The 13,958-nt window shown below is 71.3% G+C and carries 13 protein-coding genes; 6 read left to right on the top strand and 7 right to left on the bottom strand.

All coding sequences use genetic code 11. From position 1 onward, the window contains the following. Positions 1 to 72: 72 nt before the first annotated feature. The 3 genes from C1J01_RS13430 to C1J01_RS13420 all read left to right on the top strand — a co-directional run bounded on the left by C1J01_RS13430 (position 73) and on the right by C1J01_RS13420 (position 2,349). The gene (locus tag C1J01_RS13430; protein WP_111179282.1) at positions 73 to 651 is read left to right on the top strand and encodes a TetR/AcrR family transcriptional regulator; all 579 of its coding nucleotides are present in this window, start codon (positions 73 to 75) and stop codon (positions 649 to 651) included. 83 nt (positions 652 to 734) lie between these two features. Then, complete coding sequence (locus C1J01_RS13425; RefSeq protein ID WP_235854418.1) at positions 735 to 1,019, top strand: hypothetical protein; 285 nt, start codon at positions 735 to 737, stop codon at positions 1,017 to 1,019. 58 nt (positions 1,020 to 1,077) lie between these two features. Next, on the top strand, positions 1,078 to 2,349 hold the full coding sequence (locus C1J01_RS13420; RefSeq protein WP_111179281.1) for a serine hydrolase domain-containing protein: 1,272 nt from the start codon (positions 1,078 to 1,080) through the stop codon (positions 2,347 to 2,349). A 3-nt stretch (positions 2,350 to 2,352) separates the two neighbouring features. Here C1J01_RS13420 and C1J01_RS13415 read toward each other — a convergent pair whose 3' ends face one another. The 5 genes from C1J01_RS13415 to C1J01_RS13395 all read right to left on the bottom strand — a co-directional run bounded on the left by C1J01_RS13415 (position 2,353) and on the right by C1J01_RS13395 (position 8,308). After that, positions 2,353 to 3,102 (bottom strand): sulfite exporter TauE/SafE family protein, encoded by a 750-nt coding sequence (locus tag C1J01_RS13415; RefSeq protein ID WP_111179280.1) that lies wholly within the window; start codon positions 3,100 to 3,102, stop codon positions 2,353 to 2,355. Between the two features lie 79 nt (positions 3,103 to 3,181). Next, on the bottom strand, positions 3,182 to 5,209 hold the full coding sequence (locus C1J01_RS13410; protein WP_111179279.1) for a glycoside hydrolase family 2 protein: 2,028 nt from the start codon (positions 5,207 to 5,209) through the stop codon (positions 3,182 to 3,184). A 26-nt stretch (positions 5,210 to 5,235) separates the two neighbouring features. Further along, entirely contained in the window at positions 5,236 to 6,078 is an 843-nt protein-coding gene (locus C1J01_RS13405) for a carbohydrate ABC transporter permease (protein WP_111179278.1), read from the bottom strand. Continuing rightward, a complete protein-coding gene (locus C1J01_RS13400; RefSeq protein WP_111179277.1) occupies positions 6,075 to 6,941 on the bottom strand; it encodes a carbohydrate ABC transporter permease in 867 nt (288 codons plus the stop codon). Before C1J01_RS13400 ends, C1J01_RS13405 begins: the two co-directional genes overlap by 4 nt. Beyond that, complete coding sequence (locus C1J01_RS13395; protein WP_111179276.1) at positions 6,938 to 8,308, bottom strand: ABC transporter substrate-binding protein; 1,371 nt, start codon at positions 8,306 to 8,308, stop codon at positions 6,938 to 6,940. Before C1J01_RS13395 ends, C1J01_RS13400 begins: the two co-directional genes overlap by 4 nt. 131 nt (positions 8,309 to 8,439) lie before the next feature. Here C1J01_RS13395 and C1J01_RS13390 point away from each other — a divergent pair, with 131 nt between their 5' ends. After that, positions 8,440 to 9,459, top strand: coding sequence for a LacI family DNA-binding transcriptional regulator (locus tag C1J01_RS13390; protein WP_111179275.1), 1,020 nt, complete (start codon positions 8,440 to 8,442; stop codon positions 9,457 to 9,459). A 9-nt stretch (positions 9,460 to 9,468) separates the two neighbouring features. Here C1J01_RS13390 and C1J01_RS13385 read toward each other — a convergent pair whose 3' ends face one another. Together C1J01_RS13385 and C1J01_RS13380 are read right to left on the bottom strand one after the other, a co-directional pair. Next, positions 9,469 to 10,953, bottom strand: a complete 1,485-nt coding sequence (locus tag C1J01_RS13385; RefSeq protein ID WP_111179274.1) for a long-chain-fatty-acid--CoA ligase — start codon at positions 10,951 to 10,953, stop codon at positions 9,469 to 9,471. Then, positions 10,940 to 12,304, bottom strand: a complete 1,365-nt coding sequence (locus C1J01_RS13380) for a PucR family transcriptional regulator (RefSeq protein ID WP_111179273.1) — start codon at positions 12,302 to 12,304, stop codon at positions 10,940 to 10,942. Before C1J01_RS13380 ends, C1J01_RS13385 begins: the two co-directional genes overlap by 14 nt. 178 nt (positions 12,305 to 12,482) lie before the next feature. Here C1J01_RS13380 and C1J01_RS13375 point away from each other — a divergent pair, with 178 nt between their 5' ends. Continuing rightward, positions 12,483 to 13,241 carry an ABC transporter ATP-binding protein gene (locus C1J01_RS13375; RefSeq protein ID WP_111179272.1) on the top strand — a complete coding sequence of 253 codons (759 nt, stop codon included), beginning with the start codon at positions 12,483 to 12,485 and terminating at the stop codon, positions 13,239 to 13,241. Continuing rightward, a complete protein-coding gene (locus tag C1J01_RS13370; RefSeq protein WP_111179271.1) occupies positions 13,238 to 13,954 on the top strand; it encodes an ABC transporter ATP-binding protein in 717 nt (238 codons plus the stop codon). Before C1J01_RS13375 ends, C1J01_RS13370 begins: the two co-directional genes overlap by 4 nt. The last annotated feature ends 4 nt before the right edge of the window (positions 13,955 to 13,958 follow it).

Raw genomic sequence — 13,958 nt, 5'->3', positions numbered from 1 at the left:
GAGTAAATATATGCCCATTGAGCAAATTTGCCTATTGAGCATATATTCCCAATGGGTAGGATAAGCCGCATCATGGACATGAACGTGGGGCTGCGCGAACGCAAGAAGGCCGAGACCCGTCAAGCCGTGCACGAGGCGGCCCTGCGGCTCGTCGTCGAGCACGGGCTCGACGCCGTCACGGTGGAGGCGATCGCCGACGCGGCCAACATCTCGCGCCGGACGTTCTCGAACTACTTCTCCGGCAAGGAGGACGCGCTGCTCTACGGCGAGGAGCAGCGCATCCGGCGGCTGGTCGAGCAGGTCCGCTCCCAGCCGGCGGACATGACGGCCTGGCAGGCGCTGCGCCTGTCCGTCCAGGAGCTCTACCACCAGATGGGGGAGCCCGAACGGGAGTGGGCGCTGCGCACCCGCCTGGCCAAACGCCACCCCTCGATCCTGGCCCGCCAGCTCGCCAGCCTCGCCGCCCTCGAACGCGACCTCGCCGACGCGATCGCCGACCGCGAGAGCACGGTGCCGCCGCGCGTCATGGCCGCGGCGACCCTGGTCGCGTTGCGCCTGGCCAGCCACAAGTGGACCGAGGAGGACGAGGCCCGCACCCTCCTCGACGTCGTGGAGGAGACCCTCAGCCAGATGGCCCAGCCCTTCACGTGACTCCGTGGCTAGTGCCAGGTCCACCACGAGTCCTCGCCGCAGCGCCCGTGTGCGGCCGTACGGTCGGGGCTTGGATGGCCGGTATGACGATCACTGCGATTCCCGGGCGCTGGGCCGTGGGCGCGTGCCGGGCGCGGGTGCTCAATCCGGTCAGATGCGTCGCGCTGGCGTCGGCGGCCGCGCTGCCGCTCGGCGTGCTCAAGGGCGGCAGCGACCCCGTGTCCCTGGCCGCCCTGGCGGGGCTCGCCGTCGCCCTGGTCCCTCTCGGCGTCGCCGTCCTGCGCACCGGCCCCGCACCTCGCTGGTGGGCCGTCGCGCTCACCGCCGCCCTGGTGCCCGTGGCGTTCCTCGTCGGCGCGGCCGGGTGAGCGGTCGATTCACGAAAACTCCGGACATTTTCTGACATCGTCCGCTAGAAATACGGTCATGCCCAGAATCGATCGTCCGGCTTCCGTCACGCAGGTGAGCAGGAGGCGATTCCTCGCGGCCGGCGCCGCGACGTTACCCGCCGTCGTGCTCGGCGGCTCGCGGCCGGCGTTCGCCGCGACGGTCCAGACCTCCGGGGTGGCGCCTGCCGCGCTCGCCGGTTTCGACAACGTGCTGAAGACGTACGTCGCGGAACGCCGGATCTCCTGCGCGCAGCTGGCGATCACGAAGAACGGCAAGCTCGTGCTGGCCAGGGGCTACCGCTACAGCGACGACCCAGCCGTGCCGTCGGTGTCGCCGACCTCGTTGTTCCGGGTCGCGAGCCTCAGCAAGCACATCACCGCCGTGGCGATCATGCGGCTGGCCCAGGACGGCCGGCTCGACCTGGGGACGTCCGTCGCCGCGCTGCTCGGCCTGTCCACCGCGGCCGACGCCCGGCTGGCGGACGTGACGGTGTGGCGGCTGCTGCAGCACACCGGCGGCTGGGACCGCGACATCTCCGGCGACCTCCTCTACATGGACCACACCATCGCGCGGTCCCTCGGCGTCTCCCTGCCGATCACGCGCGACCACATCATCCAGTACGCCGGCGGCCGCCCCCTCGACTTCGCCCCCGGCAGCAGGTACGCCTACAGCAACTACGGCTACATGCTGCTCGGCATGATCGTCGAGAAGGTCTCCGGCATGAGCTACGAGTCGTACGTCAGGCAGCAGATCCTGGCGCCCGTCGGCATCAGCCGGCTGCGGCTCGGCCGTACCCTCGAATCGCAGGCCGCGCCCGGCGAGGTGGTCTACGAGTCGGACGTCACCAGCAGGACCGTCACGGACGCCTCCGGCACGGTGGTGCCGGCGCCGTACGGCGCGTTCAGCATGGAGAACCGCGGCCCGGGTGGCGGCTGGCTGGCCTCGGCCGTCGACCTGGTGCGTTTCGCCCGGGTGCTCGACGCGCCCGGCGCGGTGCTGAACTCCACCTCCATCGGCAGGATGCTGGCCAAGCCGGAGACCGGCGTCACGGAGAGCGGCTCGTGGTACGGCGCCGGCCTGTGGGTGCGCCAGGTGACCGGCCACCTCAACACCTGGCACGACGGATCGTTGCCCGGCACCTACAGCTACACCGCCCGGCTGCAGAACGGCTTCACCTACGCCGCGATCTTCAACCGGCGGGAGGAGACCGGGTCGCCCGACTTCAACGTGCTGAGCCCGCGGATCAACGCCGAGATCGGCAAGGTCACCACCTGGCCGACCACCGACCTGTTCCCGCGTTACTTCTGACGCTCAGCCGGTGAGGAGCTGGACGATGGCGACGACGCCGATGCAGACGATCACGGCGCGCAGGATCGGGGCGGGCAGGCGGCGGCCGAGGCGGGCGCCGAGGAAGCCGCCGGCGATCGAACCCAGCGCCACCAGCAGCACCGCGAGCCAGTCGACGTCCGCCACGAGCGTGTACAGGATGGCGGCCGTGCCGTTGACCAGGACGACGAGCACGTTCTTGGCCGCGTTGAGCCGTTGCAGGCCGTCGTCGAGCAGGATGCCCAGCAGGCCGATGAGCAGGATGCCCTGGCCGGCGCCGAAGTAGCCGCCGTACGCGCCGGCCGCGAGGGCGCCCAGCCACAACCACGGGCCGCCGTGCTCGCGCCGCGGCCGGGCCGCGAGCAGGGCGCCCAGCCTGGGCTGGATCAGCACCAGTGCGCAGGAGATCGCGATGAGCACGGTGACGACCGCGGTGAACGTACCCTCTGGAAGGGTGAGCAGCAGCACCCCGCCGGCCAGCGCCCCCACCACGGAGGCGGGCGCCAGCCGGAGCAGCCGCGCCCGCTGGCCGGCCAGCTCGGCGCGGTAGCCCGCGACGCCGGCCAGCCCGCCGGGCACCAGGCCGATGTTGTTGGAGACGTTGGCGGTGATCGGCGGCAGCCCCACGGCGAGCAGCGTGGGGAAGGTGATCAGCGATCCGGAGCCGACCACGGTGTTGATGGCCCCGCCCGCGACGCCGGCCGCGACCACCGCGACCATCTCCCAGGGTGTCATGGTGCGGACTCTAGGGCATGTCTTGAGGGGTAAGACGTTCCGTGCCGACATATGAGACATTACCCACAGCCGCGCGGTTTCAGCTCCGGTCGTCCCCGATGACGTCGCCGGTGAAGGTGTCCACGTCCACGGCCGAGCGGGCCACGACGACGCCGTCGCTGACCAGGGTGACGTGCAGCCGCCCGCTCGTCCACCCGGCCGGCAGCTCGGCGCGGACCTCGGCGGGGCCGCTGAGCAGGAACGGCTTGGCCTCGATCCACGGCCCCCGCTCGCCCGGGGAGACGGGCGCGGCCCCGAACACGGGGGTCCAGGCGGTGTGCAGGTGCCCGCCGACCGGCTCGCTACCGTGGTGCGAGACCCGGACCGGCACGGCGACCTCGCGCTCCGCGCTGAGCAGGTCGCGGCCGGGCGCGACGGGCACGACGTCGAGGACGAGCGTGGTCACGGCGTTGACGTGGGCGGGCTCCACGCCGGCCAGGTCCTTGGCCCGGCGTTCGAAGTCGAGCAGGCCGGCGGACTCGTGCTCGATGTCGTACAGCTCGGTGTAGACGTAGCCGGCCAGCCGGTCATGGCGGCGCAGCTCCTGGGTCTGCCAGCGCAGGTGCCAGGCGCGCTCGACGCCGGTGAAGCCGCCGCCGTACTCGCTGTTGAGGTTGGGCAGGCCGCGCAGCGGCTGCTCGGGGACGCCGGCCAGCTTCTTGCGCACCACGAAGTCGGGGCCGAGGCGTACGGGGAAGTCGTCCTGCGTGCCGTCGAGCAGCGCGGCCACGGTCCTGCCCCACGAGGCGGCCGACTCGTCGTAGTAGTGCCAGTCGAGCAGGTCGGTCTTGACGTGCGTCCAGCCCGAGTTGTCGACGGCCGGCCTGCTCGGGTCAAGCGATTTGAGCAGGTCGTACGCGTGCGCCGTCGCCTCCTGCTTGGCCGGGTCGCCGGGGATGTCCCAGTCGAGGCCCCATTCCTCGTTGTACAGGCCCCAGATGACGATCGCGGGGGAGTTGCCGTCGCGCTCGACCATCGGCGCGATCTGCGCCTCGAAGGCGGCGACGGAGTCGGCGGAGAAGCGGCCGGTCGCGGCGGGTTCCGCCCACACCAGCATGCCGAGCACGTCGGCGTGGTGGACGAAGCGCGGGTCCTCCAGCTTGAGGTGCTTGCGCACCAGGTTGTAGCCCGTCGCCGCGGCCAGCTCGAGGTCGTGGCGGAGCGCGGCGTCGTCGGGCGCGGTGATCCCGGTGCGCGGCCAGTACCCCTGGTCGAGCACACCCCGCACGAACAGGCGGCGGCCGTTGAGATGGAGCTCCTCGCCGATCACCTCGACGCGCCGCAGCCCGGTGTACCCGGTGACGCGGTCGGCGCCGTCGGCCGAGACGAGCTCGGCGTCCACGTGGTAGAGGTACGGGTCCTCGGGCGACCACAGACGCGGCCGCGCGATCGGCAGCGTGGCCCGCGCGCTCCCGCCGGCGACCGGCGCCTCGACCGTCGTGCCGGTCTCGCGCACGGTCAGCCGGAGCACGGCCTCGGCGGGTCCGGCCACCCGGGCCGCCACCTCGATGCCGTCCAGCTCGTGGGAGGGCCGTAGGCTCAGGGCGGTCAGGTGGGTCGCGGGCCGCGCCTCCAGCCAGACGCTCTGCCAGATCCCCGACGACGGGGTGAAGCAGACGCCGTCGAAGTCGTCGCGCGGGACGCTGCGCTGCTTGCCGTGCGCGATCTCCCGCTTGTCCAGCGGCGCCGAGACGCGCACCACGACCTCCTGCGTCCCGTCGCGCAGCGCGTCGGTGACGTCCGCCTCGAACGGCGTGTAGCCGCCCCGGTGCGTCACCACCTCGACGTCGTTGACCCAGACGGTCGCCTCGTGGTGCACCGCCCCGAAGTGCAGCACCACGCGCTGCCCCGCCCATGCGGCGGGGACGGTGACCTGACGGCGGTACCAGGCGACGGGCAGCCAGTGGGCCTCGATGCCCGACGCCGGGGTCTCCCAGGCGAAGGGCACGGTGATGGTCCGGCTCCAGTCCGGCTCGGTGTCGGCCCGGAAGTCCCAGTCTCCGTTCAGGCTCGACCAGGAGTGCGACCGGTCGAAGTGGGGCCGGGGATATTCCGCACGCGGCGTCATGGTGCTCCGTTTCATGAGTGAGCGGGTCAGCCCTTGACGCTGCCCGCGAGGATGCCGTTGATGAAGTGGCGCTGCAGCAGGACGAAGATCACCAGCAGCGGCAGGAGCGCGATGCTGCCCGCGGCGAGCAGCTCGCCCCAGACCGTCGCGAAGTCGGCGCCGATCCTGTTGCCCGTGACGTTCTGCGCCAGCGTGGACAGGACCACCTGGAGGGTCTGGTGCGCGGTGTCGTTGACGGCGACGACCGGCCAGACGAAGTCGTTGTAGATGTTCATGGTGGTGAGCACGGCGAGGGCGGCGAGCCCCGGCCGGATCACCGGCAGCACGACCCTGGCGAAGATCCCGAACTCGCCCGCGCCGTCCACCCGCCCGGCGTCGATCAGCTCGTCGGGGATGGCGGCGATGGTCTGCCGCATCCAGAAGATGCTGAACGCGTCGACGCTGCCCGGCAGGATCAGCGCCTGGTACGTGTTCACCCAGCCCAGCGCGCTCATCTCCAGCAGCAGCGGGATGATCAGCACCAGCGTCGGCAGCATCAGCGTCAGCAGCACCACGCCGAACAGCAGGTTCTTGCCGGGGAAGGCGTACTTCGCGAACGCGTAGCCGGCCAGCGGGCAGAAGAACATCGTCATCGCGCCCTTGACCACCAGCACCAGCGCCGTGTTGGCGAATCCGGTGCCGATCGGCACGTCGGCGAACATCGCGCGGTAGTTGTCCAGCGTCAGCTCGCCGATCGACAGCGGGCTCGCGATGATCTCGGCCGCGGGCTTCAGCGAGGAGCTGACCGCCCACCAGATCGGGTAGAGGAACGCGATCGCGAGCAGCACCAGCACCGCGTACTGGACGGGGCCCGGCCTGGTCTGGGTCATGACACCTCGTCTTTCGGCCGCAGCAGCCTGACCGAGACCAGCGACAGGCCGAAGACCAGCAGCACCAGCAGGAACGAGTTCGCGGCGCCGGTGCCCAGGTCGGATGCGGTGATGTGCTCGTACAGGTACAGGCCCGCGGTGGTGGTGGAGCCGTACGGGCCGCCCTCGGTGACGACGTAGGGCTCGGCGAACATCTGGAAGACGGCCAGGGTCTGCACGACCACCAGGAACGCCATGCTCCTGCGCACCAGCGGCACGGTGATCGACCAGAACTGCCGCCACCGGGAGGCGCCGTCGAGCGCGGCGGCCTCGTAGACCGCGCCGGGCACCGCCTGCAGCCCGGCCAGCAGGATGATGATGGCGAAGCCGGTGGTCTTCCACAGGAACAACAGCGCGAGCGTCGGCTTCGACCACACGGTGGACGTCAGCCAGCCGACGTCGGGCAGCCCGACCAGGTTGAGCGCGTAGTTGATCAGGCCGTAGTCCTGGTCGAACACGACGATCCAGACCTGCGCCATGGCCACCAGCGGCGTCACGAACGGCGCGATGAACGCCACCCTGAACAGCCCGCGCAGCTTCAGCTTGGCGTTGGCCAGCAGCACCGCGCCGCCCAGCCCGGCGACGATCTGGATCGGCACGATCAGCAGCCACATGACGGCGCTGTTGCCGAGCGAGGCCCAGAACTCGGGGCTGGTCAGCAGGTAGAGGTAGTTGTCCAGGCCGACCCAGCGGGCCGCGCCGGCGCCGCGCCAGCGCATGAAGCTGAGCTGCAGCGCGTAGATCAGTGGATAGACCCCGAAGGCGGCGAAGACCAGCAGGAACGGCGCGATGAACAGGTACGGCGACAGTCGTACGGATCTCATGAGCGGTCGATCAGGTTCCGCTGGATCTTCTCGGACGAATCGGCGATGACCTGGTCGGGCGACATCGTGCCGTCCATCAGGCGCTGGAGGTTGTCGCCCAGATAGTCGACCGACTGAGCCCACCACCACGGGATCGGCGCCGCGGCCGGGATGGTGGCGGCGGCGTCCACGGCCACCTTCCACAGGTCCTGGCCGCCGAGCGCCTCGATCGGCTGGAACAGCGGCTTGGCCGGGTCGAGCGCGGGCTGGTAGCTCGGGATCGAGGTGGACAGGCCGCCGGGGTAGACGTCGTTGGGGCCGTACACGGCGGTGTAGCCGGGCTCCTTGAAGCAGAGGAACTCGTACAGGAGCCAGGCGAGCTCGGGGTTCTTCGCCTTGGCGGGGATGACGAAGCTGCTGCCGCCCATGGCGCCGCTGCGCGCGCCGCCCGGCGTCCAGGCCGGCAGCGGCGCGGCCCGCCACTTTCCGGTGGTGGCCTTGAGCAGCTGCTGCGGGGCGAACGACCACCAGATGGCCCACGGCACGAACACCTGCTGGCCGCTGTCGAGCGTGTTGACGTCGGCGGGCTCCAGGTACGGCGCGTGCGTGACGAGGCCGTCCTTGACCGCGTCCTGGATCCAGCCGAAGATGCGCCGGTACTCGGGGGAGTCCAGGCGGAGCTCGCCCCGCGCGTCGGCCAGGCTGGTGCCCTGCTGGTTGGCCAGCATCTCCAGCCAGAGCTGGCCGAGGAACGGGGTCTTCTCCAGGTGGATGGGCCTGGTCTTGGGGTCCTTCTCCTTGATCGTCCTGGCCGCCGCCAGCAGGTCGTCGTACGTGGCCAGGCCGGCGGGATCGACCCCCGCCTGCTCCAGGACGTCCTCGCGGTACCACAGCAGGCCCGGGTCGAGGTCCCACGGCACCCCGTAGATCCTGCCCTCCACGGTGTTCACCGACAGTTTGTACGGCGAGGTCTGGTCGCGGTAGGGCGCGATCAGGTCGGTGAGGTCGAAGAGGTGCTCGGCCTGCCCGCCGATCTTGGCGTCGTCCCAGAAGCTGCCGTCGGGCACGTCGGTGCCGCTGATCAGGGTGTTGGCCAGCTTGGCGTCGATGTCGACGGCCTGGTGGTTCACCGTGACACCGGGGTATGCCTCGCGGAACTTGGCGATCGCCGCGTCGAAGACCTTGAACAGGTCACCCGACCGGTTCCAGATCGTGATCTCCCCTTTGGCCGAGGACGCCGAGACGGTCGGTTTGGCCAGCCTGCTCGGCTGCGCGCCGGGGCCGGTGCCGGGAGCGCACGCGGTCAGTGCGCCACCGGTCGCGGCGAGCGCGCCGATGCCGAGGGCTCCCTTGAGAAAACCGCGCCGGTCTATGGGGGATAGGGACATCTTTGACTCCTCGGCCAGTTCCCCTGTGAGGGCTCTGCAACGTTGCAGACATCATGCATACTTGTCTGCAACGATGCAAGAGCGGATTTGGGATCTTTCCAAGGACGAGCAGCGGGAGGTAAGAGAGACGCATGGCCGCCCCAACCCTGCGCGACGTCGCCAAGCGGGCAAACGTGTCGATTCGCACGGTGTCCAACGTGGTGAACGGCTACGCGCCCGTCTCCGACGAGCTCCGTGCCCGGGTGCAGGCCGTGCTCGACGAGCTCGGCTACCGTCCGAACCTCATCGCCCGCAACCTCAAGCAGGGGCGGACCGGGATGATCGCCCTCGTCGTGCCCGAGCTGGACGTGCCCTACTTCGCGGAGCTGGCCCGCGAGGTGATCAAGGCCGCCCGCACGCGCGGCTACGTGGTCATGGTCGACCAGACCGACGGCGACGTCGAGCGGGAGCGCGAGCTGCTCGGGCGCGACTCCCGCGCCACGATGTTCGACGGGCTGCTGCTCAGCCCGCTCGCCGTGACGGCCGAGGAGCTGCGCGGGCGCGGCAACAAGGTGCCGATCGTGCTGCTCGGCGAGCACATCTTCAACGGCAGCTTCCACCACGTCGCCATCGACAACGTGGCCGCCGCCCGCGAGGCCACCGCCCACCTGCTCGACCTCGGCCGGCGCCGGGTGGCCGCCATCGGCGACCAGCCGTACGCGACCGGCGAGACCGCCCAGCTGCGCACCGCCGGCTACCGGCAGGCGCACGCCCGCGCCGGCCTCGACGTCGACGAGGGGCTCGTCGTCGCCACGCCGCACTTCCACCGGCGCCTCGGCGCCGAGGCCATGGAACGGCTCCTCGCCCTGCCCGAGCCCCCCGACGCGGTGTTCTGCTACAACGACCTGCTGGCCCTGGGCGCCATGCGGGCGCTGACCAGGGCGGGCCGCCGCATCCCCGACGACGTCGCCGTGGTCGGCATCGACGACATCGAGGAGGGCCAGTACAGCACGCCCAGCCTCACCACGATCGCCCCCGACAAGGGGGAGATCGCGCGGACGGCGGTCGACATGCTGCTGGAGTCGATCAACGGCTCGGCCGCCACGCCCACCGAGACCGTGGTGCCGCACCGCCTGATCGTCCGGGACAGCACGGCGGGCGAGCCGGTCTGACCGGGTGCGTCAGCGCGGACTCGGCGCCGGACGGGTGAGGGCACGCTTGAGGATCTTCCCGGTGGCGCTCATCGGCAGCTCGTCCACGAACGAAACGTGCCGCGGATACTTGTACGCCGCCACCCGCTCCCGTACGAAGTCGCGCAGGTCGCCCGCGCTCACCGGCGCCCGCAGGGCCACCACGGCCTCGATCTCCTCGCCCAGCTCGGGGTGGGGCACGCCGATGACGGCGGCCTGCCGCACCGCCGGGTGCTCGTACAGGACCTCCTCGACCTCGCGCGGATAGACCGTGTAGCCGCCGCGGATGATCACGTCGCGGCGGCGGTCGACGAGGAAGAAGTAGCCGTCCTCGTCGACCCGGCCGAGGTCGCCGGTGTGGAACCAGCCGTCGCGGACGGCCTCGGCGGTGGCCTCGGGGTCGTTCCAATAGCCCTTCATGACGTTGGGGCCGCGCACCACGATCTCGCCGATCTCGCCCGTGGGCGTCTCGCGGCCCTCCTCGTCGACGACCCTCATCTCGACGCCCCTGATCGGCCAGCCGATCGAGCCGGGTCGCCGGTGCCGGCCGCCCCGGTTGGTCGCGCTCACCGGGGACGTCTCGCTCAGCCCGTACCCCTCGACGATCTCGCAGCCGAACCGGGTCTCGTACGCGCGGAGCACGTCGAGCGGCAGCGCCGCGCCGCCCGAGGCGCAGACCCGCAACATCGACATGTCGGACGCCCCCGGGTGGTCGAGCAGCGCGATGAACATGGTCGGCACACCCTGGAAGACCGTCACCCCGTCGCGCCTGATCACCTCCAGCGCCCGCCCCGCCTCGAAGCGCCGCAGCAGCGTCAGCCGCGCGCCCGCCTGCACGGTCGCGTTCAGCGAGCACGTCTGCCCGAACGTGTGGTAGAGCGGCAGCGCCCCCAGCACCACGTCGTCCACGCCGAGCGCGTGCATGCGCGCCACCGTGGCCGCGTTGCCGCCGAGGTTGGCGTGGGTCAGCTCGATGCCCTTGGGCCGCCCGGTCGTGCCGGAGGTGTAGTGGATGACCGCGGTGTCGCCGGGCGCCATGGAGACGATCTCCCGCTCGGCCGGCACGCCGCGCAGCACGCGCCGGAACTCCTCCGGCACCACGAAGAAGCAGTCGGCCTTCGTGCCCGACGAGCCGGCCTCGGCCGTCTCCGCGAACGCGTGCCAGGCGATCAACAGCCGCGCCCCGCAGTCCCCCAGGTACGCGGCGATCTCGCGCCGCTTCAGCAGCGGGTCGAGCGGGACCACGACGGCCCCCACCCGCAGCACCCCGTAGTAGACGACGCCGAACTCGGGCACGTTCGGCAACATGATCGCGACCCGGTCGCCGGCGCCGATCCCGCGGCACCGCAGCAGTCCCGCCAGGCGGGCGCTCAGCTCCTCGAGCGCGCCGTAGGTGAGCTCCGCCTCGTCGAGCGTGAGAACCGCCCTGCCGCCGAGCCGTTCGGCGGCCGCCTGGAGCCGGTCAGCGAGGTTCATGGGAAGACCGTACGTCCGCTCTCCCACGGCCCTCATTGGTCGCGGTGGCCAGTCTTTCCCGGCCGTCATTGGTGGGGAGCGAGTCCTGCAACGCGATCGCGACGAGCAACTCGACGAGATCGTTGATCGACCGCAGGCTCCGCCCGGTGCGCTCCTGGATGCGGCGTAAGCGGTATTGGGCGGTGTTCGGATGGATCTGCAGCCGCTCGGCCGCGGCCCGCAGGTTGAGGTCGGCGGCGGCGAACGCCCTGATCGTGGCGGTCAGCACGCCGCCGCGGGCGCGGTCCTCCGCGAGCAGCGCCGTGATGCGCGGGTCCACCAGATGGCGGGCGGTGTCGTCGGCCTTCAGCGCCAGATACTGGAACGGCGTGATCCGCGGCAGCGCCGCCACCCCGCCCTCCTCCGGCACGAAGTCGAGCACGGCCCTGGCCTCCTGGTAGGCCTGCGGGATCTGCGCGGTGCCGAACGACACCGTGCTGATGCCCATCGCGAGCCGGATGCCCTCGGCGGCCAGGCTGTCCAGCACCGCCTGCAGCCGGTCGCAGAGCTCCTCCGGGGCGGTGCCGGGGCCGAGCACGGGGATGGCCACGATCTCCGACTGGCGGACGACCGACAGGGTGCGGGTGCCGTTCCCGCCGGTCCTGGCGATGGCCGCGCAGGCGGCGTGCCGGGCGTCGGCGCCGCGGTCGGGCCCTGTCGTCACCTCGTTCGGCGGGCCGGCCAGCACCGCGGTCACCACCAGCAGCGGCGTGCGGGCGTCGGGGGCCAGGCCGTGCGCCTGCGCGGCGGCCAGCTCCCTGCCCCGGGTGGGCACGGCCCCGGCCAGCAGCGTCTCCAGCAGGTCACGGCTCTCACGCACGGCCTCGGCCGCCGCGTACTGCTGGAACTCCATGTACGCGTTGGCCGCGTGCGTGCTGGCGAAGTCGCAGTAGCGCATCAAGGGGGTGGCCAGGGCCAGCGCCGCCTCGCGGCCGGCGTAGGTGTGCCCGGCCCGCTCGACGACCGCCTCCCAGAACACCTGCTGCCCGACCCGGAAGGCGTTGATGTAGTCGGCCAGCGCCACCCCGGCCCTGGCCCGGCGCATGGCGGCGCGGCGGGTGAAGGCGATGTCCTCGTACGTCACCGTGCGCTCCTCCAGCAGCACGCCGAGCTTGGCCCGGTAGTGCCTGGCCACCTGGTCGCGGACGTCGGCGTGGAAGGCCGGCCCCTGCGCCTCGTAGGCGGGGATCTCCTCGCGCATCGTCGCGACGGCGGCGTCGGCCAGCTTCGGCAGATCGTCGAGCAGCTCGGAGAGGATGCGAGTGCGTTCCGCGCGTACGGCGGCTTCCACGGTACGCGAACCAGTGGACATGCCCGGGATGATCCATGCCCATTGCCGGACGGTCAACGGGTCGTAACCGGTCCGAGACAGACGCTGTGCTCAGAGGACAACTCGCCTGAAACATCTTGGGTGACCGTGCCCAATGCGGCCTTTGACGGGCGGCTCCTACGCTGAGCGCAATTCAGAACATTGTTCTCCAGGAGGCCGGATGCTGGAGGTGCATGATCTCACCGTTCGCTTCGGCGGCATCACCGCGCTGGACGGCGTCGGATTCGAGGTGGGCCGCGGCGAGATGGTGGGGCTCATCGGCCCGAACGGCGCCGGCAAGACCACCCTGTTCAACTGCCTGACCCGCCGCTACGACGCCGACTCGGGCACCATCGCCTACGAGGACCGCGACCTGACCGCCCTCGCCCCGCACGCCATCGCCGGGCTCGGCATCGCCAGGACGTTCCAGAACCTCGGCCTGTTCCCGCGCCTGTCCGTACGCGACAACGTGCTGGTCGGCGCGCACCCCCGGGGCCGCGCCGGCTTCGTCTCCGCCGCGCTGCGGCTGCCCGGCGTGCGCCGCGAGGAGCGCGCCCTGCGCGAGGACGCCGACGCCGTGCTGGAGCGGCTTGGCCTGACGGCGGTGGCCGATCATCCGGCGACCGGCCTGCCGTTCGGCACGCTCAAGCGCGTCGAACTGGCCCGCGCGCTCATCGGCCGCCCCCGCCTGCTGCTCCTCGACGAGCCGGTGAACGGCCTCAACTCGGCCGAGGTCGAGGAGTTCGCCGGCACGCTCGGCGCCATCCGCACCGAGTACGACCTGACGGTGATCGTGGTGGAGCACCACATGGGGTTCGTCATGGGGATCTGCGAGCGCATCGTCTGCCTCGACTTCGGCCGCAAGATCGCCGAAGGGCCGCCGGCCGAGGTGCAGCGCGACCCCGCCGTCATCGAGGCGTACCTGGGGACGGCGGCATGAGCGACCTCGTGGTGGACGGCCTGGTCGCCGGGTACGGCGACGTCCGCGTGCTGCACGGCGTCAGCTTCACCGTCAGGCAGGGCGAGGTCTGCGCGATCCTCGGCCCCAACGGCGCCGGCAAGACGACGTTGCTGCGGGCCCTGTCCGGCATGGTCAGGACGCGCGGCACGGCCACGCTCGGCGGCACGGAACTGGCCGGGCGCTCGCCCGACACCGTCGCCCGGCTCGGCGTCGCCCACGTGCCCGAGGGGCGCGGCACGTTCATGCCGCTGACCGTCGAGGACAACCTGCGCCTCGGCGCGTTCGTCCGGCGCGGGCGGGCCGAGGTCGAGGCCGACCTCGAACGCATCTTCACCTATTTCCCGGTCCTGAAGACCCGGCTCAAGCAGGAGGCCGGCAGTCTCAGCGGCGGCGAGCAGCAGATGCTGGCCCTCGGCCGGGCGCTCATGCTGCGGCCCCGGCTGCTGCTGCTCGACGAGCCGTCGCTCGGCCTGGCCCCGCTGGTCACCCGGGAGCTGTTCCGCATCGTCCAGGCCATCAACGCAGAGGAGCAGACCACCGTGGTCGTCGTCGAGCAGAACGCCCATCTCGCTCTCGGCATCGCCCAGCAGGCGCACGTCCTGGAGACCGGGCGGATCGTCCTGTCCGGGACGGCCGAGGACATCAGGGCCGACGAGCAGGTCGCGCAGTCCTACCTCGGGTACCGGGTGTAGCGCG

The organism is Nonomuraea aridisoli (assembly GCF_003236395.1).
GTDB lineage: Bacteria > Actinomycetota > Actinomycetes > Streptosporangiales > Streptosporangiaceae > Nonomuraea > Nonomuraea aridisoli.
The sequence above is the reverse complement of the archived record's forward strand: the minus strand, read 5'-3'. Positions and strand labels throughout refer to the sequence as shown.